Origin of the sequence: Mycolicibacterium novocastrense, assembly GCF_001570485.1 — a bacterium.
In the GTDB taxonomy this organism is placed as follows: domain Bacteria; phylum Actinomycetota; class Actinomycetes; order Mycobacteriales; family Mycobacteriaceae; genus Mycobacterium; species Mycobacterium novocastrense.
Map to the genome: position 1 here is coordinate 14,695 of NZ_BCTA01000056.1, position 23,863 is coordinate 38,557.

Genomic DNA, 23,863 nt, shown 5'->3' on the forward strand with positions numbered 1-23,863 from the left:
GCCTATTTGTGACTGAGTTCGGTAAGCCCCTGCGCGCCATGACGACACCCATACCGGGATTGGTCGTGTGGGAGCTGCCCGTACACGGAGACAACCGTGGATGGTTCAAAGAGAACTGGCAGCGCGAGAAGATGGTCGCGCTCGGTTTGCCAGATTTCAAGCCGGTGCAGAACAACGTGTCGCTCAACGAGAGTGCGGGCACCACACGCGGGATCCATGCCGAGCCGTGGGACAAATTCATCTCCGTCGCGACCGGGCGGATCTTCGGTGCTTGGGTCGACCTGCGGGACGGCCCCACGTTCGGCGCTACCTTCACCACAGAAATCGACCCATCCAGAGCGGTTTTCGTTCCTCGCGGTGTCGGCAATGCGTTCCAGAACCTGGAGCAGAACACCGCTTATATCTACCTGGTGAACGATCACTACTCGCCCGATGCCCAGTACACCTCGGTGAATCTGGCCGACGAGACCGTCGCTATCGACTGGCCGATCCCACTGGAACACGCGGAGTTGTCGGCGAAGGATCGCGAAAATCCACGGCTGGCCGACGTCAAGCCCATCCCGCCACGCAAGACCCTGGTCCTTGGCGCCGGTGGTCAGCTGGGTCGGGCACTTCGTGAGGTGTTCGCCGACACCCCTGGCGTTGAATTCGCCGAACGCGCCGATATCGATCTCACTGCCCCCGGTATCGAATCCGCGCGCCGCTGGCGCGAATACGAGACCATCATCAACGCCGCCGCCTTCACGGGTGTTGACGCGGCCGAGACGCCCGAAGGCCGTGCGGCGGCGTGGTCCACCAATGTCGCCGGTGTCGCCGCCCTTGCACGTACCGCTGCCGACAACAACATCACGCTGGTGCACATCTCTAGTGACTACGTCTTCGACGGCAACGCCTCCGAGGCCTACCGCGAGGACCATCCGGTGTCACCACTCGGTGTGTACGGCCAGACCAAGGCCGCCGGTGACCTCGTCGTGGCAACGGTCGACCGGCACTACATTGTTCGGACTTCGTGGGTGATCGGAGACGGGAACAATTTCGTGCGCACGATGCTCTCGCTCGCCGATCGTGGGGTCAACCCATCGGTCGTCAGCGATCAACACGGCCGCCTGACTTTCACATCCGAGATCGCAAGGGCAATAAGGCATTTGATCGACACACGGGCGCCGTACGGCACGTACAACCTCACCGGTTCCGGACCTGTGCGCTCGTGGGCCGACGTCGCGAGGCGGACGTTCGAACTGGCCGGTCACGACCCGGGTCGGATCACCGATGTCACGACCGAGCAGTACTTCGCCGACGCATCGAAACTCGTTGCGCCTCGACCGGCTAACAGCGTCCTCGATCTTGCCAAGATCCAGTCGGTTGGATTCGAGCCCGCCGACGCCGACGCGTCTCTGGTGAACTACGTTCGACGGGAATCCGTCGGGGCATCCTGAAGTTCAACGGTTTTCGCCGAACACGCGGCCCAGTTCAGCCCTAGATCTGATTCCGAGCTTCCGGTAGATGCGAGACAGGTTCGTCTCGACCGTCTTGGGGCTGATGAACAGCGCGGTGGCCACATCCTTGGTCGTCATACCTGATGCGGCGAGTTCGGCGACGCGGTGCTCCGACGGCGTCAGACCCAGATGTCCGTTGCTCGACGCGCCGGCTCGCGCGAGTTCGGCGCGCGCCCGCTGCGCCCACAGAGGGGTGCCCAAGCTCTCGAACACGTGCAAAGCCTCGCTCATCGTCGTGCGCGACGCTTCCTTCTGCCGCTGACGCCGCTGTAACTGGCCGAGCAGCAACAGCGTTCGGGCGCGCTCGAAGGGCATCGGCAGGCGCTCGTGGTGGGCCAACGCTCGCCTCGCCATGTCGGCCGCCTCGTCGACCTCACCCTGGGCTGCCAGCCAGAGACTTCGGCACCGTGCGGCCATGGCCAGCATCCACGGCCTGTCCAACAGCCCCCCGTTGGCTTCCAGCGCCTCGATCATCGGCTCGGTTTCGGCTGCGCGGCCGAGCGCGACCATCGCCTCGACCGCGTCGGGGACGAATCCCGCGGTGATGATCTCCGTGCCGGGCAGGAACGGGAACCGGTCGACCAACGGCTGCAATATGTGCAGCGCTTGCTCGTAGTTTCCCAACGACACCTCGAGGAACGCCAGGGTGGCCGAGGCCCAGTCCGCCAGCCGGGGCGAACCGCAACGTTCGGCGAGGTCGATCGCCTTCCGCGCGACAGCGCGGGTCTCGTCCTGCCTTCCGGCATACGCCGCGACCGCGGACTGAATGGTCTTGGCGACCACTCGCATGTGCTCGCCGCCGAGCTGTTGTGCCCGCTCCACGGTCTCCTCGGCGATGCGGGTCGCCTCCTCGTAGCGTCCCCGCCAGATCTCGATCAGCGCACTGAATACCGCGACGAAGATCAGATCGGTTTCGGCCCCTCGCTCGACGCAACGCGCACGGACGAAGGCCATCTCATCGATCGCCTCGTCCAACCGCCCCACGAACCCCAGCAATACGGCGTGATTGGCTCTGGCCCCGAATGCGATCGGCGCCTCGCTGGTCAGATCCTGCAGTGCCAGCGCTCGGCTGATGTCCGCCCAGTCGACGCCGCGACCGCACATGCAGGCGATGTTGGTGCGCACCGCCAGAACCTGACTCGTGAGGTCGGCGATCCCCACGTCTTCCGCGTACGCGGCCGCCCGTTCCGCGCTCTGCAGTGCTGCCCCGAAATCGCCGGCGTTGAGCCGCGAGTATGCCAAGAGCAGTAGTGTGCGGACACGAACTTCGCGGTCGCCCTCGTCGTGGTCCAGCGCCTGTTCGAGTAGGACGACGGCATCGGTGAAGCTGTTGTGCTGGATGCGCATGCTGGCCAACAAGTTCAACGCCATCGCCCGGTGCACGCCACTACTCACGCGCTCGGTCAACCCGTCCAGCAGCGATCGTGTGCGCTCCAGATCGCCGGCATGCAGGTAGTGGTCAGCCGCGCGAATCCGCCGCGTCGGCGTATCACCGCCCAGACCGATTGCCAGTTCGAGTAATTCGCCGGCCGCGGCAGGCGCACCGCGTGCCACCGCCGTATCGGCCGCGATGTCCAGCGCCTGCAGGGTGGCCGGGTCGGCGCTGGCGGCGGCCAAAGCCATGTGCCTGGCTCTCGACTCCTCGAGCACCACCGCCTCGGCCAGCGACCGGTGCATCGCGCGTCGCTCACTCGGTTTGGCATCGGTGTAGACGCTGCGCGCCAACAGCGGGTGGGAGAACGCCACAGCGTCGCCATCGACGGTCAGGATGCCCTTGTTTCTTGCTTCGGCCAGCAGTTCGGCGGTGCGATCGCCCGTGCTGCGGGTGACCCGCGCCAGCAGGTCGACGGTGGGGGCGGCCTCGCACGCGGCGGCCAGCAACAGGACCTGGGTCTCGGGTTCCAGGCGCCCGATGCGTCGGCGCATCAGCTCCGCGAGCGTCGCGGGCAACACCGACTGGGAACCGCCCGCGTCGATCGCCCGTGCCAGCTCGAGGGCGTAGAACGGGTTGCCGCCCGAGATCTCGGCAATCCGGACCATCGTCGGGCGTGGAAAGCTGCGGCCGAGCCGTGTCGAGATCAGGGCGTGTAACCCGCCAAGACTCAACGGTCCCACGTGTACCCGGCGCACACCGGACGCGTCGCTCAGCTGCAGCCAACGCCCCGCGCCGGGTCCCTCATGTTCGGTGCGTTCGGTGACGAGCATGCCCACCTGCCCGCTGAACCGCCGCGCGGCGAAGGCCGCAACGGCTTGACTGGACGGGTCCAGCCACTGCACGTCGTCGAGGGCGATGAGCACCGGCCCGTCCTCGCACAGTTGCTGGACGGCGGCGGTGAAGGCGGCCGCCACCGCTCCCTGGTCTGTCGGCGGGCCGTCACCGTCGGTGTGCAGCAGCACGCGATCCACAGCGAGGCGCTGCAGTTCCGGCAGGTCGGCGAGGACTTCAGAGGGTATGTCGCCGAAAAGGTCGGCGACGGCCGCATATGCGAGGGTGGTCTCCGCCTGACCAGCTCGCGCCGTCAGCACACGGAAACCGCGTTCGCGGGCCGCCGATATACCGGTCAGCCACAGGGTGGTCTTGCCGGCTCCGGCATCGCCCTCGATGACGACTGCACAGGGCCCGCTGCTGACGGATTCCAGGAAATCGCCCACCGCCCGAAATTCGGCCGGACGCTCGATTACGCCGGACACCAGACCCACACCCCCCATCGACAGCAAATCGAGGATATCCCGCTGACGTATGAGTGCAGTAGTGGTAGGGCGAAGAGATGCAGCTAAGAGGTGCGCTTAATGAGCGGAGCCGGGACGGGGCGCGAGGTTCGGCAACGTCATGTGCGGTTATGCGGGCGAATCCGGGTGCCCACCGGAGCGGACAGCCGCTGGTGCGGCGCACCCGCCGCGAGACAGGTCCGGGAGACGATCTCTCGGGAGTCGGCGCCGAAGACGCCGTAGAGCACCTCGTCGCTGGGGACGGCCAGGGTGATCAACAGCTCGACGGGAGTCCCCTCGCCCGTGGCGGCGGCCGCCGCGGCGTCAAGACGCGCGACGAGATCCTCGACGGATTGCTCGCTCAACTCGGGCAGGTACCACTCCGCCAGGTAACACGCGGACTCCCGACTCCCGCTCATCTGTCGAACGGTAGCGATTCCTCACACCGGGCGAATCAGGTATTTCCCTACGTTCTGTCCCTACGCGGCCGCGCCGGACTTGAGATAGGTGACCAGGCTGACGTCGATGCCCTCGTCGATGAAGTACCACTGGCAGCCCTTGAGGTACCGCATGTAGCGGTCGTAGTTCTCTTCGCCGGCGGCCGCGATCGCGGCGTCCTTGTTGCGCTCGAGGCGGTCGGCCCAGATGCCCAGCGTCTTGATGTAGTGGTTGCGCAGGGAGATGGCCTCGGGAACCTGAAAGCCGGCCTTTTCGCCGTGCTCGATCATCATCTGCGTCGTAGGAAGGCGGCCGCCCGGGAAGATCTCGGTGATCATGAACTTGATGAAGCGAGCCATCTCGAAGGTCAGCTTCTTACCGCGTGCGGCCAGGTCATAGGGGTGATAGCCGACGCTGCTCTGGATGGTCATCCGGCCGTCGTCGGGCAGGATGTCGAAGCACGTCTTGAAGAAGTCGTCGTAGCGCTCGAACCCGAAGTGCTCGAACGCCTCGATGGAGACGATGCGGTCGACGGGGGAGTGGAACTGCTCCCAGCCCTCCAACCGGACGTCGTAGGTGCGCTGGGTGTCCAGCTTGCTCAACAGCTGGTTGCAGTAGGCCTGCTGGTTCTTCGACAACGTCAGCCCGATCACGTTGACGTCGTACTTCTCCATCGCACGCTGCAGCGTGAGGCCCCACCCGCAGCCAACCTCCAGCAGGGTCATACCGGGTTTGAGGTCCAGCTTGTCGAGGTGCTGGTCGACGTTGGCGATCTGCGCCTCTGACAGCGTGACATTCGGGCCTGTGAAGTATGCGCAGCTGTACTTGCGCGTCGGATCCTGGAACACGCCGAAGAAGTCGTCCGACAGGTCGTAGTGCGCCTGGATGTCCTCGAAATGAGGCCGCATGTCCTTCGTGCCGGTTGAGTTGTCAGACATATTTCCCCTGCTTGGCCTTTCCCAATGCGTGACGCGGGCCTGCACGCCGTCACGCGATGATCTGGTCGACACCATATCGTTCGGCGCTTGCCAGACCCTAATTCGGCTTGCCGCCACGGGGGCGGCGATTTGTGAGGCCGGGGCTATTTCTGGAGCGTGAACTGGTTGACGTCGATGTATCCGACGCGGAAGCCGTGCGCGCAGCCGGTCAGGTAGTGCATGTAGCGGTCGTAGATCTCCCGGGATTGGAGGGCGATCGCTTCGTCCTCGTGGGTTTGCAGCGCCGCAGTCCAGCAGTCGAGGGTGCGCGCATAGTGAGGCTGCAGGCTCTGGCGCCGGATCAATTCGAAGCCGGCCTTTTCGGCGTGCTCGCCGACCAGTTCGATGGTCGGCAGATAGCCGCCCGGGAAGATCTCGGTGAGGATGAACTTCACGAACCGGGCCACCGAGAACGTCAGCGGCATACCCCTCTCGGCCATCTGCGGAAGCGTGAGCGCGGTGATGGTGTGCAGCAGCATCACCCCGTCATCGGGTAGGACGCGATGAGCCATGCCGAAGAAGTCGTCCCATCGGTCCCTGCCGAAATGCTCGAACGCGCCGATCGACACGATTCGGTCAACAGGTTCGTCGAACTGTTCCCAGCCCTGGAGCAGCACCCGCTTGGACCTCGGGCTGTCGGACGCCGCGAAGACTTTCTCGACGTGGGCGTGCTGGTTCTCGCTCAAGGTGAGTCCGACGACGTTGACGTCGTACTTCTCGACCGCCCTCATCATCGTCGAACCCCAGCCGCATCCGACGTCGAGCAGCGTCATCCCCGGCTCGAGTCCCAATTTGCCCAACGCGAGGTCGACCTTGGCGCGCTGAGCTTCCTCGAGCGTCATGTCGTCGCGCTCGAAATACGCGCAGCTGTAGGTCTGCGTCGGATCCAGCCAGAGCCGGAAGAACTCGTCGGAGAGGTCGTAGTGCGCCTGCACGTCGGCGAAGTGCGGTGTCAAGTTGCGTGTTGCGGCCACGATGGTGCCTTTCTGGGCGGAATCAGAGCTCGCGTCGCCTGTGACAGTTCAAGCCCGAAGCACTCGGGACGAATGTACGCGCAGCCGTTCCGGCCGGCCACTCGTGGAACACTTGCGCCGACGTCAAAAAGACGCGGCGAAAATGGATTTCAGTTCACCGATGATGTCGTCCCACAGCGGCTCGGGCAGTTCGTGACCCATGCCGTCGAACAGCACCAGCCGGGCGTCCTCGATGGCCTTGGCGATCGCTCGGCCGCCGGACGGTCGCATCAATTTGTCGGCCTTGCCGTGCAACACCAATGTGGGCGCCGTGATCTCGCGGTCGTAGTGCAACAGGCTGCCGCTGCCCAGGATCGCTGCGAAATGCCTGCCGATCCCGGCCGGGTAGTAGCAGCGGTCGTAGTCCTCGATCGCGTCGGCGCGCAGCCGCTCCTCGGACGCGGGGAAACCCGGGCTGCCGATGATCTTGCTGACCCTGGTGGCGTTCTCGATGACCGCCTCGCGCGTGTTGCCCTTGGGCCGGCGCAAGATTGCGAGCAGCTGTCGCGGACCCGGCGGCGGCAGCAGCGCTTGGTTGTTGCTCGAGAAGATGATCGCCAACGACTGGGTGCGCGGTTTGTGCCGGGCGGCGAACACCTGGGCGATCATCCCGCCCATCGACGCGCCGACGATGTGGGCGCGCTCGATCTTGAGATGGTCCAGCACGGCGGCCGCATCATCGGCCATGTCTTCGAGTGTGTAGGCGGCCGGGCTGCTCAGCCCGAGCAGCGAGCGCAGCATCCGCGGCACCAGCGGTGCGTCGGTATGCAGCCCGCGCAGTTTGGACGAGAGGCCGACGTCGCGATTGTCGAATCGGATGACTCGCAGGCCCTGGTTGATGAGCCGCTCACAGAAATCCCTGCGCCACATCACAAGCTGCGCGCCGAGTCCCATGATGAGCAGCACCGCCGGATCGTTCGGGTCGCCCATGTCCTCGTAATGGATGTCGAGATCGCCGGACTTGGCATCTTTCGACTTGGCATCTTTCGACTTGGCGATGCCGGTTCGGACCTGCATTCAGTTCCGAACCTCGCTGTCGAGTTCCGCGTCATGCTCTCGGCTGACCTCGACCATGAAGTTGGCGAAGTAGCCGGTCAGCTGCGGATCCGACATCATCTGCCACTTCGGCGCGAGTAGTTTCATGTAGCGTTCGACGTAGAGGAACTGTTTGCCGATCAGCACCAGTTCGCGCGGCAGCTTGACGTCGTAGGCCTCGGCGAGTGTCGACAGTTGCTTGCCGATTTCGGCGTAGCTCATGTCGCCCAGCGTCGACATGGTCAGCGGCGTCGCGAACTTTTCCAGGTCCTTGGCCGCCTGCGCCTCGGGCTTCATGGTGCCGACGGCGCCCATCAACACGACGATCTTGCCTGCAGCGGCGTGGTCCTTTTTGACCAGCAGCGCGTACACCAGTTCCCGCAGCAGCCAACGGGTTCGCGGGTCGATGCGGCCCATGATGCCGAAGTCGAAGAACACGATCTTGCCGTCGTCGTCGACGTAGAGGTTTCCCGCATGCAGGTCGCCGTGGAACAGGCCGTGCCGCAGGCCGCCCTCGAAGACGCTGAACAGCAGGGCCTTGACCAGTTCGGTTCCGTCGAAACCCTTCTCGCGGATGGCTTTCACGTCGTCGATGCGGGTGCCCTGGATGCGTTCCATCGTCAGCACGCGTTCGCTGGTCAGGTCCCAATAGACCTGCGGCACACGGATGTTCTTGCCCAGCGGCGAGGCGTGCATGTGCGCGACCCACGCGTCCATCGACTGCGCCTCGAGCCGGAAGTCGAGCTCTTCGGCCAGGTTGTCGGCGAAGTCGGCGACGACGTCCTGAGCGCTCAGGCGCTGACCCAGCTTGGCGAATTCGACCAGCCGCGCCCCGCGCTTGAGGATCTGCAGATCCGCGGCGACCCGCCTGCGGATGCCGGGCCGTTGGATCTTGACGACGACCTCTTCCCCGCTGTGCAGCGTCGCATAGTGCACCTGGGCGATCGACGCGGATGCGAACGGCTTCTCGTCGAAGGCCTTGAACAGGTTCGCGGGTTCGTCACCGAGGTCCTCGACGAACAGCTTGTGCACCTCCTCGGGGTCCGCAGGCGGAACCCGGTCGAGCAGGCTGCGGAACTCCTTGGACAGCGGCTCACCGAACGCGCCGGGGCTCGAGGCGATGATCTGGCCGAACTTCACGTAGGTGGGTCCAAGGTCGGCGAAGGCCTGCGGGACCTGCTTGATGATCTTCTGCTGCAGCGAACCGCGGCCGCCGATCTTGGAGACGACCCGCGCACCGGTTCGGGTGATCTGCCAACCCGTGGCACCGACGCGGGCAGCCTCGATCGGCAGGGGGACCCTGTCCAGTTTGGCTACATCGCGGTGCTGCGTCTTTCGCGTGGCACTCATGGGAGCCAGTGTCTCAAAATCCGCGGTGGCGCGTAAAAACCTGTGCACCGGCTCACAATCGGACTACGACGGGGCCCCGTGGCGCCGAAATTGCATTCCAGCAGGCCGTTACCCGTACTTTTCCTGCTGGAATGCCGTTTCGCGGCGGTCTTCATGCCTCGGCGAAACTGCGCTCGACCTCGTCGCGGCTGAGGACCTGGTCGTCGCCCAACCGGTACGTCGGCAGCGTGTGCGGTACATCGGTTCCCGACGCCACCCTGTCCTGCGCCTGGCGGAACTCCGGTATCGGGCCCTGCGCGAGGTGCAACCCGTTGATCACCGACCAGACGGTCGCCCGGCGCGCGGTGCGCTCGAGGATGTTGGGGTCCTTGTGCTGGATCAATTGCTTGGCCCAGCGCGGCATCGTGTCGCGGATGGCCCAGTTGATCGCGCTCTGCGCCAGCGGCAGGCCCGGTCCTGTGGCGAGCGCCGTGCCGTGCGTGACGGCCAATCGCGGTAGGTAGGACTCGAGGCAGTCGGCGACCTCGGCCTTGGTCTCGGGCAGGTCGGTGCCGCCCAGTGCGTGGCCAACCCGCACGAACTCGCGGTAGTAGCGGTCGATCTTGTTGCCGCGCAACGGGTTCGGATGGTAGAGCTCGTGCGCGGTGGCCAGGCCCCACACCACGGTGGCGTAGTTCCATCGCAACCAGTCCGGGTCGTCGGCGTCGTAGCGGGCGCCGTCAGGACGTGTGCCCTTGATGGTGTGGTGCATCGAGCGGACGGCCTTGGCCAGGCGCTCGGCGGTCTCGGTTGAGCCGTAGGCGGTGCCGATGAAGAACGCGATCGAGTGGCCCAGGCGTACCGCCGCGCCTTTGGGGTCGATCTCGGGAACGGCGACCCCTGTTTTCGGGTCGCGCTTGACCAGCCGTGAGTGGTGCATGCCCATCCAGTAGATCGACGGATCGAGCCGCTCCATGAACGCCGCGCACTGCAGACCGAAGATCAGCGCCTGCATGTGCGAGTGCACATGCCAGACCGCGCTGCCGGGGCCGAACCAGCCCGGGTCGCCCACCGGCGCCGCGAACTCCATACCGCGGAAGTAGTTGCGCCGGATGTCCTTGTCGAAGCGCTGGTTGAGGGCCTCTCCGAGGAACTGGTGCGGCAGCAGAATCACGTCGGCTCCTAAGTCCAAACTCTGGTCACGGCTGTAGCCAGAATACATTTTGGTCACGTATGTGACCAGAGTTGGCGCGATGCCGCCTACGCTGGGATGGTGTCCAGTCCGACCCGATGGGCGGGCGTGCCGCTGACGGACCGCCGCGCCGAGCGCCGAGCGCAGCTGATCGACGCCGCCTTCCGGCTGTTCGGCGATGGCGGCGAGACCGCCCTGTCGGTGCGGTCGGTGTGCCGTGAATGCGGGCTGAACACGCGGTATTTCTATGAGAGTTTCGCCGATACCGATGACCTCCTCGGGGCTGTCTACGACGAGGTGAGCGCCCAACTGACCGATGCGATCGAAGGGGCCATGTCGCAGGCCAGCGAATCTCTGCGGGCCAGGACCCGGGCCGGGATCGCGGCGGTGCTCGGGTTCAGCTCCGAGGATCCACGCCGCGGCCGGGTGCTTTTCACCGATGCGCGATCGAATCCGGTGCTGGCGGCTCGGCGTGCGGCGACGCAGGATCTGTTGCGCGAAGGCGTGCTCACCGAGGGCTGGCGACTGGAGCGGGACTCTGATCCGATCGCGGCGCAGGTGGGTGCGGCGATGTACACCGGCGCGATGGCAGAACTGGCCCAGCAGTGGCTGACGGGCCGGCTCGGGACCGATTTGGACGCGGTCGTCGAGCACGCCGTGCGGCAGTGGCTGCGCTAGGCCGGGGTGCCACCTGTTTCTCTGCCAGCCTCTGAGCGACTTTGTCGCTGAAATGATGACGGCCGATAGTAGGTGAGCGACATTGTCGCTCCGAGGCTGGCAGAGAGGCGCATACTCCCGCAGGGCGCCGGTTATCCACAGGGCCGGCCACGACGGCGGTTTGTGTCGGTGGCCGATGCCACCGTCGAGGTATGACGCGACGGAAAGTGTTGCGCGGCACCGAGCTACGTCACGTGTTGACGATGTATCTCGCGGTGCATGGGGCGACCAGCGTCGACGCGTTGATCCGGTTACTCGACCACCACTTCTTCACGGTCGACGGGCGGCCCTCCAAAACGGTGTCCGACGCGCTGCGGTGGGAGGTTCGGCGTGGCCGCGTCCGGCGGCTCCGACGCGGCCGCTACGGCCCCGGCGCGATGCCGCGCTCCACCGAGCACTACATCCACCGGCGTGTGATGGCGCTGCGCGAGGAGGCCGCCGCGCTCGCGGCCGACGACGAGTCCGACAGTTTCTGGAACCGGCTGTGCGGCGACGAGCTATGACGCCACGGTGGGACGCCACCGCTTGACGAAGTCCGTCTCCGGCCACTCCTCATTGGCGGCCATCAGCTCGTACATCGTTGCGCCGTCGATCGATTCGCGAATGATGTCGGCGTGGCCGGCGTGTCGGGACAGCTCCTCGATCAGGTGCAGCGCGACCCAGCGGACGTCCCAGTGGTCGATGTCGTGCGGGAACCACGGCACCTCGTGCGGGATGGGAACCGGTGCCGACAGATCGGCTTCACGAAGGGCCTGCAGCGTCAATTCGTTCTGTGCCCGCAGCGTGTCGAGCAGGCCGACGAGTGTCTCGTCGTCGCGCATCACGTACTGGTCGGCGTACTCGGCCATGATCTCGTCCATCGGACGGTCGTCCTTCGGCGGGAAGTGCGGCGCCGCGACGATCCGCTCCGTCCAGCCCTTTTGCACACCGGCGGCATGTTTCACCAAACCGCCGATCGACAGCGTGCTGACCGACGGCGTCGACCGTGCCTGCTCGTCTGTCAGTCCGTACGCCACCGAGAAGAACGCGTTCTGCTGGAAGGCGAGGAAGTGCACCAGCGTCTGACGTTGGTCTGCGCCGGGCGGCGGCATTCCTGGCATAGTTACTTTCCCTTTCGATCGGTGTGGGCGTACAGGTCTCGAATGCAAGCGATTTCGGCGCCATGATGGATGAACTCGCGGTTGATGTGCAGGACGAGCGCGATGATCGGGTACTCGGCGTACGGACCTTCTGCCGGCCCGCACGGTCGGTTCAGATCCTCGTCGGACAACCCGCGCACACCTGCGATCCAAGTTTGGTACTGCGCGTCGAGCTGCCGCAGTGCCGTCGCGGCGTCGGTGGCGTACTGCCAGGACTGGTAATCGGCGGACGGGGCGCCGAAATGGCTGTGGTTGCGCATCGCGAACACTCCGACGATGACGTGCGCGAGGCGCCAGGCGATCGTCGTGAACGGTGCCGGGGTCGGTTCGGGGTAATCGAAGTCGATCGACCCGTCCGGATGGACGGTCCAGCAGTCGGGGACCGGCTGCCAGAAGTATTCGTCGTCGGTGAGCCCCTCGAACCGGGGGCGCAGGAAGTTGGCCCAGTGGAAGTCGGCCTGCTCGGCCAGCTCGTGAGAGATCTTCGTCGGCATAGAATCACTCTGACAGGGTTATAGGACAGTTTCGGTCCTCTGAATGAGGCAGGCTGCATTCATGTCGGAGACGACGAGCCGGATACTGCAGCTGTTGGGGTTGCTGCAGTCGCGGCGGGTGTGGACGGGTGAGGAGCTCGCCGAGCGGTTGGGGGTGACGACCCGCAGCGTGCGTCGCGACGTCGAACGGCTGCGCGACCTCGGGTATCCGGTCCACGCCAGCAAGGGCCACGGCGGCGGTTATCAACTCGGCGCCGGTGCGGCGTTGCCGCCGTTGCTGCTCGACCCCGATGAGGCCGTCGCGATGGCGGTGTGCCTGCGCCTGGCCGCGGGCGGAACCGTGGCGGGCGTCGGCGAATCGGCGCTGCGGGCGCTGAGCAAGCTCGATCAGGTGATGCCGTCCAAGCTGCGGTCGCAGGTGGCCGCGGTGCACGATTCGACCGTCACGCTGATGGCGCCCACCTCCGATACGGTCGAACCCGACGTTCTGATGACCCTCGCGCGGGCCTGCCGCGACCACGAGCACGTGGCGACCGGCTACGTCGACATCCGCGGCAATGCGACCATGCGTCGGGTCGAGCCCTATCAGCTGGTCACCACCGGTCGGCGCTGGTACCTGCTGACCTACGACCGCGACAAGCAGGACTGGCGCAGCCTGCGACTCGACCGGATGAACGACGTGCGCGCGCAGGGCAGCACCTTCGTGCCGCGCGAGGCGCCCGACGCGGCGGCGTACGTGCGGCGGTCGATCAGCAGCTCACCGTACCGCTACGTCGCGCGCGTTCACTTCAGTGCTCCGGAAAGCGTTGTCGCACAGCATTTCTCGCCGTCCTCGGCGATGGTCGAGCCTGACGGTCCGGACGCATGCGTCGTCACGGCCGGCGCCGACGACCCCGAACGCATGGTGCTCTACTTCGCGGCGGTCGGATGCGATTTCCGGGTGCTCTCACCGCCGGAGGTGATACACGCGGCGGAGGCGGTCTGGAAACGCCTGCGACGAAGCGTCAGCCGGTGAGCCCCAAGCGGTCGGCCAACATCAGGAACGCCGAGGCGAACGGGTTGTCGGCGGTCTCGGCGCGCAGTTGCTCCCAGTCCAGCTGTTCGCGAACCGCACGCACGGCGGGAAGCAGTGCGCCGAAGTCGCAATGGTGTTCGTTGAGGGAGTTCAGCTTCTCGCGCATGACCTCGGTCGGCGCCAGCACACGCATCCGGACCGCGAGCACGTCGTACTCCTCGGCCGCCAGGATGCTCTCCTTGTCGACCGGAACGCCGTTGAGCCGGTGCAGGACGTCGATGACGAAGTCGTCCTCGACGCATGCCTTGAACAACCAGTCCTCCGGTGTGCGCTCGACGCGGAAACCCGCCTCCTCCAGCGTCGCCGCGGCTTTCTCGGTGTCGGGCTCGGCGACAACGAAATCAACGTCGTGCACGGGTTCTGGACCGCCGAACACCCACAGCGCATAGCTGCCGCCCAAGGCGAAATCGGGGCCCTGTGCGCGCAACGCCGACGCGGCACGTTTGAGCGCGTCGCGCAGATCATCGTTTCTCTGGGGCACTACTCTCCTGGGGCCGGCTGATCGGCTAGCAGCCATTGTGGGTAGCTAGTACCCATGCAGATGCGGATGGCCACCTTCAACATCTTGCACGGACGCAGCGTGCACGACGGGCTCGTTCACCGAGACCGCCTCGTGGAGGCCGTCCGGGAACTCGACGCCGACATCCTGGCCCTGCAGGAAGTCGACCTCGACCAGCCGCGCTCGGGAATGGCCGACCTGACCGCGGTCGCCGCCGAAGCGATGGGTGCGGTGAGCCACCGGTTCGTGGCGGCGATCTCCGGAACGCCCGGAGCCACCTGGATGGCGGCCACCGGCGACGAGCAGCCAGGAACCGCCGCCTACGGCATCGCGCTGCTGTCGCGATTCCCCGCCGAGTCGTGGCAGGTGCTGCGCCTACCGCGGATCCCGGTGCCCTTTCCGATGTATCTGCCGGGACCGAACCGGGTGCAAATCGTCAACGAGGAGCCTCGGGCGGCGGTGGTCGGCCAGTTGAACACTGCGCTGGGACCACTGACCGTCGCCAACACGCATCTGTCGTTCGTGCCGGGGTGGAATCGGGTGCAGTTGCGCCGGCTGCTGCGCGACCTGCGTGGCTTCCCGTCGCCGCGAGTGCTGATGGGCGATCTGAACATGGTGCCGCGAACGATCCGTCGCTGGACCCGCCTGCGACCGCTCGCCTCGGCAGTGACGTTTCCGGCCGACGGGCCCGACCGCCAACTCGACCACATCGTCACCGACGACCCCGGCCTGCGGGTGGAGCGGTGCTGCGCCCCTTCGCTTCCGATATCGGATCACCGCGCCCTGGTCGTCGACATCTCCCGAGCCTGATTTCCACCGCGATGCGGGGGTGACCGCACGTAGGGTTTGGCTGTGCGGGTCATTTCGGCGGAGTCGACGGATCTGTTCGTCGGGCCCGCGGACGCGCCGTCGCAGATCGTGCGGGTCACCTATACCGATGGCGCGGGTGAGGTGCGCGTCGCCGGTGACGGGCTCGAGGGCCACGCGCGAGCGGCGGCCGGCGACGGCAGCGTCGAGGTGGCGGTCACGGTCACCGACCCCGTCCCCGGTGAGCGGCGCCCGGCGCGGATCGTCACGGGCGACGGCATCACACCGTTCGTGTTCACCGTCGCCGAACCCGGCTGGACGATGTACATGATCAGCCATTTCCACTACGACCCGGTGTGGTGGAACACGCAGGCGGCGTACACCAGTGTGTGGAGCGAGGACCCGCCGGGCCGGTGCCGCCAGACCAACGGCTTCGATCTGGTCAGCGCCCATCTCGAAATGGCCCGCCGGGAACCGGAATACAAGTTCGTGTTGGCCGAGGTCGACTACCTCAAACCGTTCTGGGACACCCACCCCGAGGACCGCGACGATTTGCGCCGCTTCGTCGCCGAGGGTCGCGTCGAGATCATGGGCGGAACGTACAACGAGCCGAATACCAACCTCACCAGTCCCGAGACGACCATCCGGAATTTCGTGCACGGCATCGGGTTTCAGCGCGATGTGCTCGGCGCCGACCCGGCCACAGCCTGGCAGCTCGACGCGTTCGGCCATGACCCGCAGTTTCCGGGTATGGCCGCCGACGTCGGGCTGACGTCGAGTTCGTGGGCCCGTGGCCCACACCATCAGTGGGGCCCGATGGCCGGCGGCGGCGACCCGCAGCGTATGCAGTTCAGCAGCGAATTCGAGTGGCTCTCCCCGTCCGGGCGCGGACTGCTGACGCACTACATGCCCGCGCACTACGCGGCCGGGTGGTGGATGGATTCGGCACCGACGTTGGAGGCGGCCGAAGCCGAGACCTATGGACTGTTCACGTCACTGAAGAAGGTGGCGTTGACTCGCAACGTCCTCCTGCCGGTGGGCACCGACTACACGCCACCGAACAAGTGGGTCACCGAGATTCACCGGGACTGGAACGCCCGATACACCTGGCCGCGGTTCATCTGTGCGGTGCCCAAGGAGTTCTTCGCCGCGGTCCGCGCCGAACTGGCCGAGCGCGGTGTCGAGGCGTCACCGCAGACCCGGGACATGAACCCGATCTACACCGGCAAAGACGTCTCCTACATCGATACCAAGCAGGCCAACCGGGCGGCCGAGGACGTCGTGCTCGACGCCGAGAAGTTCGCGGTTTTCGCCGGGCTTCTCGGTGGTGCGACCTATCCTCAGGCCGCTCTGGCCAAGGCGTGGGTCCAATTGGCCTACGGTGCGCACCACGATGCGATCACCGGCTCGGAATCCGACCAGGTGTACCTCGACCTGCTGACAAGCTGGCGAGACGCATGGGAGCTGGGCAGGACCGCCCGCGACCATGCGCTGGCCGTGTTGTCGGGGGCGGTCGACGAATCGGTCGTCGTGTGGAATCCCGTCGCGCAGAAGCGCACCGACGTCGTCACCGCCCGCATCCCGCAGGCCGTCGGAGCGGTGCGGGTTGTCGGCTCCGCGGGTGAGGATATACCCGCTCACGTCGAGCACGGCGGACGAACGGTCACCTGGCTCGCCGGTGACGTGCCTTCGGTGGGGTGGCAGTCCTACCGAATCGAGCGGTCGGAGGGCTCGGCGGCGGGCTGGAAACCGGTGAGCGGGAACGAGATCGGCAACGACCATTACCGGCTGCGGGTCGATCCGTCACGGGGCGGTGCGGTCGAGTCGTTGGTCGAATGTGGTTCGGGCCGGTCCTTGATCGCTCCCGGCCGGGTCGGCAACGAGTTGGTGGTGTACGACGAGTACCCCGCGCATCCCGAGGCGGGAGAGGGGCCATGGCACCTTCTGCCCAAGGGCCCAGTCATCGGCTCCTCGTCATCGCCTGCCACGGTGCAGGCTTACCGAGGTGTGCTCGGAGAGCGTCTGGTGATCGACGGCGCCGTTGCCGATGTGCTGCGCTACACGCAGGTTCTGACCCTGTGGCACGGTGTGGCGCGCGTCGACTGCCGAACCACGATCAACGAATTCACCGGCGCCGACCGGCTGTTGCGGTTGCGCTGGCCGTGTCCGGTTCCCGGGGCGATGCCGGTCAGCGAGGTCGGTGACGCGGTGATCGGACGCGGGTTCGCGCTGCTGCACGAACGCGGCCGGGACACGGCGATCGACGCCGCGACGCATCCGTGGACGCTGGACAACCCCGCATACGGCTGGTTCGGACTGTCGTCGACGATGCGGATCCGGGTCGGCAAGGAGTGTCGGGCGGTCTCGGTTGCCGAGGTGATCACCCCGACCGAAGACGAAGCCGCGATGGTGCGGCCGTTGATGGTCGCGCTCGCGCGCGCAGGTGTCACCGCGACATGCAGCGGCTCCGACAGGCCGCGCTACGGCGATCTCACCGTCGACTCCAACCTTCCGGATGTGCGGATCGCACTCGGTGGCTCAGACCAGAACCGCTTCACCGCAACAGTTCTCGATGCCGCCGATTCGTCGTACGCCGAAGAGGTGAAGCGACAGCTCGACGCGACCGGCGCGGCCAGGGTATGGGTACCGGCGGCCCGTCGCCTGGAAGCGGCGTGGGTGCCGAGCGCGGATCTGCGCGATGTGCGCGCGCTGCCGGTGCTGATTCTGGCCGGGTCGGCCCTGGACCATGTGGTGCAGGGTGTTGTCGACGACCTGCGCGGTTGGGAGATCATCGTCGAGCAGGCCGCGCCGGCCGATATCGAACCGTTCGAAGACCGGACGGTCGCACTGCTCAACCGCGGCGTGCCCGGGTTCGCCGTCGAATCGGATGGAACGCTGAACCTTTCGTTGATGCGGTCATGCACCGGTTGGCCCTCGGGCACGTGGATCGATCCGCCGCGACGCACCGCGCCGGACGGGTCCAACTTCCAACTGCAGCACTGGACACACACGTTCGACTACGCGCTGGTCTGCGGGGACGGTGACTGGCGCCGGGCCGGTGTTCCGGCTCGCAGCATCGAGTTCTCGAATCCGCTCCTGGCGGTGACCGAGAAGTGGGGCGCGGTGGGCGGTCTGCCGCCGTCGGGTTCGCTGTTGGAGATTCAGCCGACGGGCTCGGTGCGGCTGGCCGCGCTCAAGGCCGCGGGCAACCCGCTCGCGAGCGGTAGCGCGCGACCGGTCCACCCTTCTGACGGCGTCGCGATGAGGTTGGTCGAAACCACCGGCAGCACAACCGAAGTCACGGTCACTTCGGGGTTGCGCCGGGTGTCCGCCGCGGTCCGGGTGGATCTGCTCGAGCAACCGCGGGTGCAGGAGGTGACGCCCGAAGGCCTGTCGTTGCACGGTTTCGAGGTCGCCACCGTTCTGGCCCGGTTCAATCTGCCGCAGGTTCTACAGGCCGATCATGCCGCGCTCGCACCGGAGGCGGAGCAGGCCCAGCCGCTGTATGCCAGGTACTGGCTGCACAACCGCGGTCCGGCCCCGCTCGGCGGCCTGCCCGCCGTCGCCCATCTGCACCCGCAACACGTGGTGTCATCGGGTTCGGCGCTGCAGCTTCGTCTCACCGTGGCCAGCGATTGTTGCGACGAGATTCTGCACGGCCGGGTGCGGCTGCTGTGTCCGGATGGTTGGGCGGCAGAACCCGATGTGTTGCCGTTCATGCTGCCGCCCGGCGAATACGTGGACACCACCGTGAACGTAACCCCGTCGAATGCCGTGTCACCCGGGCTGTATCCCATACGTGCCGAACTCGCGTTGACCGGTGCGCACGTTTCGATCCCGCCATCGTGGCGCCAGGTGGTCGAGGACGTGTGTGTCGTCGCGGTCGACGCGCTTCCGGACGACGCCCTGTTGCGCCTCGTCGCTGGACCGGAGCCGGTCGACGTGGTGGCAGGTGACACGGCCCGTATCGGGGTCACCGTCGGCACCGACGCGTGCGCCGACGTCGCGGTCGAGGCACACCTGATCAGCCCGTGGGGTACATGGGAATGGTTGGGCCCGGCGGTATCCGGTGTCGAGCTGAGCGCTCGCGGCACGACTGAGATCGACTTCGAGGTCGCCCCGCCGGAGTGGGTCGAACCGGGTGAGTGGTGGGCGCTCATCCGATTGGCCGCCGCCGGACACCTCGTCTATTCACCCGCGGTGAAGGTGACGGTGCGGTGAACGATTCCGGGTGGGCCGGCGTCGCGGCTACCGTGGACGGTGTGCCGGTGTCGGTCGACGAGGTCGATGCTCGCGAAGCCACCCTGCGCGCCTCACCGATCGCGTCCTCGCTGCCGCGCCCCGGCACCAGCGAAGGTCGACAGCTGCGGCGTTGGCTGACCCAGCTCCTGGTTGCCGAGCGCGTCGTGACGACCGAGGCCGCGGCACGCGGAGTGAACGTCGATGACGCGCCGGCCGAGGCCGAGGTGCTGCCGGACATGACCGTGCGGATGGAGATCGGCAGCGTGGCTGCTTCGGTGCTCGCCGACCCGTTGGCCCGCGCGGTGTTCGCCGAGGTGACGGCCGGTACCGACGTCACCGACGACGAGGTGGCCGCGTACCGGGAGCGAAACCCGTTGCGCTTCAGCGATATAGCTTCGGCCGCGGCGCACCTGCGTGCCGCCGCGCGGCGCCGGGCCTTCCGGCTCTGGCTGGACGCCCGCTGTGCGGCGGTGGTCCAGCTCGCCCCGGGCTATGAACATCCCGGGGATCCCCGTCAGCCCGACAACACCCACCGGCACTGATGGCCGACCTCGTTCTCGCGCTCGACATCGGCGGCACGAAGATCGCCGTCGGTCTCGTCGACGATGCGGGCACGCTGGTGCACAGAGCCACATTGCCGACACCGGACGGTGATGCGGAAACGATCTGGGCCGTCGCGGATTCGCTGCTCACCGAGGCCTTGGCCACCGCCGACGGACGGGTCCGCGGCGCCGGGATCGCCTCGGCCGGACCGATCGATCTGTCGGCGGGCACCGTCAGTCCGATCAACATCGGCTCGTGGCAACGGTTTCCGATCGTCGAGCGGGTGGCGATGACCGTCGGCGCACCGGTGCGACTTGCCGGCGACGGCCTGTGCATGGCGATGGGGGAGCACTGGCGCGGCGCCGGACGCGGCGCCGACTTCCTGCTCGGGATGGTGGTCTCGACCGGTGTCGGCGGAGGCCTGGTGCTCGACGGCGCCCCCTACGACGGCCGGACCGGCAACGCGGGCCACGTCGGGCACCTCGTCGTCGACCCGAACGGCGCGCCATGCACGTGTGGCGGGCGCGGCTGCGTCGAAACCATCGCCGGTGGCCCGCGCATGGCGCAGTGGGCCCGCGAGCACGGGTGGGTGGCCCCCGCCGATGCCGACGCCAAGGAACTCGCCGATGCCGCCAATGCCGGAGACGCGGTGGCGCTGAGCGCGTTTCGCCGCGGTGCGGCGGCGGTGGGGGCGATGATCGCGTCGGTCGGCGCCGTCTGCGACCTGGACCGGGTTGTGATCGGCGGTGGCGTGGCCAAGTCGGGGGCGCTGCTGTTCGACCCCGTGCGGGAAGCGCTCGCGTCCCACGCCGGGCTGGACTTCATCCGCGGCGTCGAAGTGGTGCCGGCCGAACTCGGCGGCGACGCCGGCCTGGTCGGGGCGGCCGCCCTGCTACGCGAGCACACGGGGGGACGGCTGACCTGAGCCGGTTGCGTGTCCTCCTGTGCCTGCCTGGAGTGCGTGCGGCCCATGTCTTTCGGCCCCAGTCGCGCAGGCTCTCCCAAGCTGCCGAATGTGTCAGTGCCTTGTTTTGTGTCAGCGTGATGGGCACGGTCGAGGTATGGACGCAATTGTGCACGTGCTGGCCCTGCTGATCGTCGGACCGTTGGTCGGGGTCGAACTCGCGGTCGCAGTGTTCCTCAACCCGGTGCTGGGCCGGCTGCCCGACGAAGCGTTTGCACAGGCTCGCAGCGACAGCGGGCGGGTACTGGGAAAGGTGATGCCGTTCTGGTACGCCGCGGCGCTTGTCGTTCTGATCGCGGCGGCCGTGCTGTTGCGGACGGATTGGCTGTTCATCACCGCGGCCCTGACCATGGCGCTGGCGGTGGTGGCGACCGTGGCGTTGATGGTGCCGATCAACAACCGCATCGGGCGCTGGTCCTCCGGTGCCGACGTCGACCGCGGGTTGGCGCGGCAGTGGGATCGGCTGCATTGGCGTCGGGTGGCCTTACTTGTCGTGGTGTTCGGGCTGGCGGTCGTCGCGGTGGCGGGGGTTTAGGCGGTTTGCGCACGCCCGCGTCCGGGTGAGGGTGCGCGAGCTGCTGGAAAATTGCGGTGTGTCGTGGGCAGACGCGCACGGTCGCGCGGAAAGGGATTCGCGTGGATCGGGTGCGTTTTGGCTGATGAGCAGGTGGTCGGCTATTCTCGACGGCGTTCCACCGAAGACCGTCGGTCACCGAGCAATCGGTTGAAGGTCCCGGACCACCCGGGCGGCCCACGCAGGAGGACGAGGCTACAGCTGTTGCGCGCCCCGACCTGTCTGCGTCGGGGCGTTCGTCGTTTCCGGCCCCGCAACCCTTACTCGGCCCGCGGTTCCCATCCACGAGGAGGCATGCATGGCCAAGGCTGACAAGGCCACCGCGGTTGCCGACATCGCCGAGCAGTTCAAGGAGGCTTCGGCGACGCTCGTCACCGAGTACCGCGGGCTGACGGTGGCCAACCTCAAGGACCTGCGCCGTTCGCTCGGTGATTCCGCCACCTACACAGTCGCCAAGAACACGCTGGTCAAGCGTGCCGCGGCGGAGGCGGGCATCGAGGGGCTCGACGAGTTGTTCGTCGGCCCCACCGCGATCGCGTTCGTCAAGGGCGAGGCCGTCGACGCCGCTAAGGCGATCAAGAAGTTCGCCAAGGACAACAAGGCCCTCGTCATCAAGGGCGGCTACATGGACGGCCGCCCGCTGAGCGTGTCCGAGGTCGAGCGCATCGCCGATCTGGAGTCGCGCGAGGTGCTGCTGGCCAAGATGGCCGGCGCGATGAAGGCGAACCTGTCCAAGGCCGCCGGTCTGTTCAACGCTCCGGCGTCGCAGGTCGCACGGCTGGCCGCCGCTCTGCAAGAGAAGAAGGCCGGCGAAGGCGAAGAAGCCGCATAACCACCCACCATCCCCGCGGTTTGTGGAGCCGCACCGGCGCTGACCGCCGGTAACACGCCACAAATCGCACTGAAAGTAAGAATCAGAAAGGACCACTCATGGCCAAGCTGTCCACCGACGAGCTGCTCGACGCGTTCAAGGAACTGACGCTGCTGGAGCTCTCCGAGTTCGTCAAGAAGTTCGAGGAGACCTTCGAGGTCACCGCCGCTGCCCCGGTCGCCGTCGCGGCTGCCGGCCCCGCCGCCGGTGGTGCGCCCGCCGAGGCCGCCGAGGAGCAGTCTGAGTTCGACGTCATCCTCGAGGGTGCCGGCGACAAGAAGATCGGCGTCATCAAGGTCGTCCGCGAGATCGTCTCGGGCCTGGGTCTCAAGGAGGCCAAGGACCTCGTCGACGGCGCTCCCAAGCCGCTGCTCGAGAAGGTCGACAAGGCTGCCGCCGACGACGCCAAGGCCAAGCTCGAGGCCGCGGGCGCGACGGTCACCGTCAAGTAGCACCGCGCCAGCGTGCCGGCAGTACCACAACTGTGGGGTCGATCCAGCAAAGCGGGTCGGCCCCACAGTCGTTTTCTCGATGGGTCACAATCAACCCCAGACTCGTGTTGTGGCCAGGAGCGGTAGGCTACAGTGACTCAAGCCACAAGCGGTGAGGCCTGTGGCGTGACGATTATTGGCGGAAGGATCTCGCGTGGGCATTGGTATCCAGATTGAGGGACTGACCAAGTCCTTCGGCCCCCAGCGAATCTGGGAGGACGTCACATTCGACCTGCCGCCGGGTGAGGTGAGCGTTCTGCTCGGCCCCTCCGGTACGGGTAAATCCGTGTTCTTGAAGTCGCTGATCGGGCTGCTGCGCCCCGAGCGCGGCAAGATCATCGTCGACGGCACCGACGTGATTCAGTGCACCGCCAAGGAGCTCTACGAGATCCGCACGCTGTTCGGTGTGATGTTCCAGGACGGCGCGCTGTTCGGCTCGATGAGCCTGTACGACAACACCGCTTTCCCCTTGCGTGAGCACACCAAGAAGAAGGAAAGCGAAATCCGCCAGATCGTCATGGAGAAGCTCGAGCTGGTGGGTCTGGCCGGTGACGAGAACAAGTTCCCCGGCGAGATCTCCGGTGGTATGCGCAAGCGTGCCGGCCTGGCCCGCTCCCTGGTGCTCGATCCGCAGATCATCCTCTGCGACGAGCCGGACTCGGGTCTGGACCCGGTCCGTACCGCGTACCTGAGCCAATTGTTGATCGACATCAACGCCCAGATCGACTGCACGATCCTGATCGTGACGCACAACATCAACATCGCCCGGACGGTGCCCGACAACATGGGCATGCTGTTCCGCAAGCACCTGGTGATGTTCGGTCCGCGCGAGGTGCTGTTGACCAGTGACGAGCCGGTGGTGCGGCAGTTCCTCAACGGTCGGCGTATCGGTCCGATCGGTATGTCCGAGGAGAAGGACGAGTCGACGATGGCCGAGGAGCAGGCCATGATCGACGCCGGTCACCATGACGGTGGTGTCGAGGAGATCGAGGGTGTGCCGCCGCAGATCCAGGCGACGCCCGGTATGCCGGAGCGCCAGGCCGTCTACCGCCGGCAGGCCCGGGTGCGCGAGATCATGCACACCCTGCCGCCCAAGGCTCAGGAAGCCATCCGCGCCGACCTCGAAGGCTCGAACACCCATGCGGGCAGCGCCTTCCCGGATGCCACGACGGCTCGGCACACCACGGTCGACGAAGAAGCACCGACCGGCGCCATCCCGCGCGCGCAGCAGTAGGCCGCCCGATGTGAACGTCGACGA

General features: G+C 66.7%; 22 protein-coding genes. 12 read left to right on the forward strand and 10 right to left on the reverse strand.

Annotated elements, in window-relative coordinates:
• The first annotated feature begins 8 nt into the window (after positions 1 to 8).
• Positions 9 to 1,436 carry a sugar nucleotide-binding protein gene (locus tag RMCN_RS20750; protein ID WP_084377612.1) on the forward strand — a complete coding sequence of 476 codons (1,428 nt, stop codon included), beginning with the start codon at positions 9 to 11 and terminating at the stop codon, positions 1,434 to 1,436.
• Positions 1,437 to 1,439: 3 nt separating this feature from the next.
• Here the strand turns inward: RMCN_RS20750 and RMCN_RS20755 are convergent, their stop codons facing one another.
• The 7 genes from RMCN_RS20755 to RMCN_RS20785 all read right to left on the reverse strand — a co-directional run bounded on the left by RMCN_RS20755 (position 1,440) and on the right by RMCN_RS20785 (position 10,168).
• On the reverse strand, positions 1,440 to 4,187 hold the full coding sequence (locus RMCN_RS20755) for a helix-turn-helix transcriptional regulator (RefSeq protein WP_308206390.1): 2,748 nt from the start codon (positions 4,185 to 4,187) through the stop codon (positions 1,440 to 1,442).
• A 137-nt stretch (positions 4,188 to 4,324) separates the two neighbouring features.
• Positions 4,325 to 4,624 (reverse strand): hypothetical protein, encoded by a 300-nt coding sequence (locus RMCN_RS20760; protein ID WP_067393216.1) that lies wholly within the window; start codon positions 4,622 to 4,624, stop codon positions 4,325 to 4,327.
• A 60-nt stretch (positions 4,625 to 4,684) separates the two neighbouring features.
• Positions 4,685 to 5,581, reverse strand: a complete 897-nt coding sequence (locus RMCN_RS20765; RefSeq protein ID WP_064415470.1) for a cyclopropane mycolic acid synthase family methyltransferase — start codon at positions 5,579 to 5,581, stop codon at positions 4,685 to 4,687.
• A gap of 143 nt (positions 5,582 to 5,724) precedes the next feature.
• The gene (locus tag RMCN_RS20770) at positions 5,725 to 6,594 is read right to left on the reverse strand and encodes a cyclopropane mycolic acid synthase family methyltransferase (protein WP_067393219.1); all 870 of its coding nucleotides are present in this window, start codon (positions 6,592 to 6,594) and stop codon (positions 5,725 to 5,727) included.
• Between the two features lie 123 nt (positions 6,595 to 6,717).
• On the reverse strand, positions 6,718 to 7,650 hold the full coding sequence (locus RMCN_RS20775) for an alpha/beta fold hydrolase (RefSeq protein WP_067393222.1): 933 nt from the start codon (positions 7,648 to 7,650) through the stop codon (positions 6,718 to 6,720).
• Complete coding sequence (locus RMCN_RS20780; protein ID WP_067393225.1) at positions 7,651 to 9,018, reverse strand: ABC1 kinase family protein; 1,368 nt, start codon at positions 9,016 to 9,018, stop codon at positions 7,651 to 7,653.
• Between the two features lie 151 nt (positions 9,019 to 9,169).
• Complete coding sequence (locus RMCN_RS20785; RefSeq protein WP_067393285.1) at positions 9,170 to 10,168, reverse strand: oxygenase MpaB family protein; 999 nt, start codon at positions 10,166 to 10,168, stop codon at positions 9,170 to 9,172.
• A gap of 102 nt (positions 10,169 to 10,270) precedes the next feature.
• Between RMCN_RS20785 and RMCN_RS20790 the strand changes: the two genes are divergently transcribed.
• Together RMCN_RS20790 and RMCN_RS20795 are read left to right on the forward strand one after the other, a co-directional pair.
• Positions 10,271 to 10,867 carry a TetR/AcrR family transcriptional regulator gene (locus RMCN_RS20790; protein WP_067393288.1) on the forward strand — a complete coding sequence of 199 codons (597 nt, stop codon included), beginning with the start codon at positions 10,271 to 10,273 and terminating at the stop codon, positions 10,865 to 10,867.
• A 191-nt stretch (positions 10,868 to 11,058) separates the two neighbouring features.
• Positions 11,059 to 11,409 (forward strand): hypothetical protein, encoded by a 351-nt coding sequence (locus RMCN_RS20795; RefSeq protein WP_067393228.1) that lies wholly within the window; start codon positions 11,059 to 11,061, stop codon positions 11,407 to 11,409.
• Here the strand turns inward: RMCN_RS20795 and RMCN_RS20800 are convergent.
• Together RMCN_RS20800 and RMCN_RS20805 are read right to left on the reverse strand one after the other, a co-directional pair.
• Complete coding sequence (locus RMCN_RS20800) at positions 11,404 to 12,006, reverse strand: DinB family protein (protein ID WP_067393231.1); 603 nt, start codon at positions 12,004 to 12,006, stop codon at positions 11,404 to 11,406. The two genes, RMCN_RS20795 and RMCN_RS20800, sit on opposite strands and share 6 nt — an antisense overlap.
• 2 nt (positions 12,007 to 12,008) lie before the next feature.
• Positions 12,009 to 12,539, reverse strand: coding sequence for a DinB family protein (locus RMCN_RS20805; RefSeq protein WP_067393234.1), 531 nt, complete (start codon positions 12,537 to 12,539; stop codon positions 12,009 to 12,011).
• Between the two features lie 61 nt (positions 12,540 to 12,600).
• Between RMCN_RS20805 and RMCN_RS20810 the strand changes: the two genes are divergently transcribed.
• Complete coding sequence (locus RMCN_RS20810; RefSeq protein ID WP_067393237.1) at positions 12,601 to 13,554, forward strand: helix-turn-helix transcriptional regulator; 954 nt, start codon at positions 12,601 to 12,603, stop codon at positions 13,552 to 13,554.
• Here the strand turns inward: RMCN_RS20810 and RMCN_RS20815 are convergent.
• Positions 13,544 to 14,095 carry a nucleotidyltransferase family protein gene (locus RMCN_RS20815; protein WP_110765899.1) on the reverse strand — a complete coding sequence of 184 codons (552 nt, stop codon included), beginning with the start codon at positions 14,093 to 14,095 and terminating at the stop codon, positions 13,544 to 13,546. The two genes, RMCN_RS20810 and RMCN_RS20815, sit on opposite strands and share 11 nt — an antisense overlap.
• A 60-nt stretch (positions 14,096 to 14,155) precedes the next feature.
• Between RMCN_RS20815 and RMCN_RS20820 the strand changes: the two genes are divergently transcribed.
• From RMCN_RS20820 to RMCN_RS20855, 8 genes are all read left to right on the forward strand, one after another.
• Positions 14,156 to 14,923, forward strand: coding sequence for an endonuclease/exonuclease/phosphatase family protein (locus RMCN_RS20820; RefSeq protein ID WP_067393290.1), 768 nt, complete (start codon positions 14,156 to 14,158; stop codon positions 14,921 to 14,923).
• 42 nt (positions 14,924 to 14,965) lie between these two features.
• The gene (locus RMCN_RS20825) at positions 14,966 to 19,141 is read left to right on the forward strand and encodes a glycoside hydrolase family 38 N-terminal domain-containing protein (RefSeq protein WP_067393242.1); all 4,176 of its coding nucleotides are present in this window, start codon (positions 14,966 to 14,968) and stop codon (positions 19,139 to 19,141) included.
• Positions 19,138 to 19,704 (forward strand): DUF7158 domain-containing protein, encoded by a 567-nt coding sequence (locus RMCN_RS20830; protein WP_067393245.1) that lies wholly within the window; start codon positions 19,138 to 19,140, stop codon positions 19,702 to 19,704. Before RMCN_RS20825 ends, RMCN_RS20830 begins: the two co-directional genes overlap by 4 nt.
• Positions 19,704 to 20,630: an ROK family protein gene (locus RMCN_RS20835; protein ID WP_067393248.1), complete on the forward strand. Its 927-nt coding sequence runs from the start codon at positions 19,704 to 19,706 to the stop codon at positions 20,628 to 20,630. The genes RMCN_RS20830 and RMCN_RS20835 overlap by 1 nt, the downstream gene beginning before the upstream one ends.
• Before the next feature lie 136 nt (positions 20,631 to 20,766).
• Positions 20,767 to 21,204: an anthrone oxygenase family protein gene (locus tag RMCN_RS20840; protein WP_067393250.1), complete on the forward strand. Its 438-nt coding sequence runs from the start codon at positions 20,767 to 20,769 to the stop codon at positions 21,202 to 21,204.
• A gap of 337 nt (positions 21,205 to 21,541) precedes the next feature.
• The gene (rplJ, locus tag RMCN_RS20845) at positions 21,542 to 22,075 is read left to right on the forward strand and encodes a 50S ribosomal protein L10 (protein ID WP_064345555.1); all 534 of its coding nucleotides are present in this window, start codon (positions 21,542 to 21,544) and stop codon (positions 22,073 to 22,075) included.
• Positions 22,076 to 22,173: 98 nt separating this feature from the next.
• On the forward strand, positions 22,174 to 22,566 hold the full coding sequence (rplL, locus tag RMCN_RS20850) for a 50S ribosomal protein L7/L12 (protein WP_064345556.1): 393 nt from the start codon (positions 22,174 to 22,176) through the stop codon (positions 22,564 to 22,566).
• Positions 22,567 to 22,759: 193 nt separating this feature from the next.
• On the forward strand, positions 22,760 to 23,839 hold the full coding sequence (locus RMCN_RS20855) for an ABC transporter ATP-binding protein (RefSeq protein ID WP_064415484.1): 1,080 nt from the start codon (positions 22,760 to 22,762) through the stop codon (positions 23,837 to 23,839).
• Positions 23,840 to 23,863: the final 24 nt, after the last annotated feature.

Bases quoted from the DNA above. Each gene is read 5' to 3' on its own strand.
- RMCN_RS20835 (WP_067393248.1), top strand. From the start codon at position 19,704: ATGGCCGACCTCGTTCTCGCGCTCGACATCGGCGGCACGAAGATCGCC.
- RMCN_RS20810 (WP_067393237.1), top strand. From the start codon at position 12,601: ATGTCGGAGACGACGAGCCGGATACTGCAGCTGTTGGGGTTGCTGCAG.
- RMCN_RS20775 (WP_067393222.1), bottom strand. From the start codon at position 7,650: ATGCAGGTCCGAACCGGCATCGCCAAGTCGAAAGATGCCAAGTCGAAA.
- RMCN_RS20780 (WP_067393225.1), bottom strand. From the start codon at position 9,018: ATGAGTGCCACGCGAAAGACGCAGCACCGCGATGTAGCCAAACTGGAC.
- RMCN_RS20765 (WP_064415470.1), bottom strand. From the start codon at position 5,581: ATGTCTGACAACTCAACCGGCACGAAGGACATGCGGCCTCATTTCGAG.
- RMCN_RS20800 (WP_067393231.1), bottom strand. From the start codon at position 12,006: ATGCCAGGAATGCCGCCGCCCGGCGCAGACCAACGTCAGACGCTGGTG.
- RMCN_RS20805 (WP_067393234.1), bottom strand. From the start codon at position 12,539: ATGCCGACGAAGATCTCTCACGAGCTGGCCGAGCAGGCCGACTTCCAC.
- RMCN_RS20840 (WP_067393250.1), top strand. From the start codon at position 20,767: ATGGACGCAATTGTGCACGTGCTGGCCCTGCTGATCGTCGGACCGTTG.
- rplJ (WP_064345555.1), top strand. From the start codon at position 21,542: ATGGCCAAGGCTGACAAGGCCACCGCGGTTGCCGACATCGCCGAGCAG.
- RMCN_RS20760 (WP_067393216.1), bottom strand. From the start codon at position 4,624: ATGAGCGGGAGTCGGGAGTCCGCGTGTTACCTGGCGGAGTGGTACCTG.
- RMCN_RS20795 (WP_067393228.1), top strand. From the start codon at position 11,059: ATGACGCGACGGAAAGTGTTGCGCGGCACCGAGCTACGTCACGTGTTG.
- RMCN_RS20820 (WP_067393290.1), top strand. From the start codon at position 14,156: ATGCGGATGGCCACCTTCAACATCTTGCACGGACGCAGCGTGCACGAC.
- rplL (WP_064345556.1), top strand. From the start codon at position 22,174: ATGGCCAAGCTGTCCACCGACGAGCTGCTCGACGCGTTCAAGGAACTG.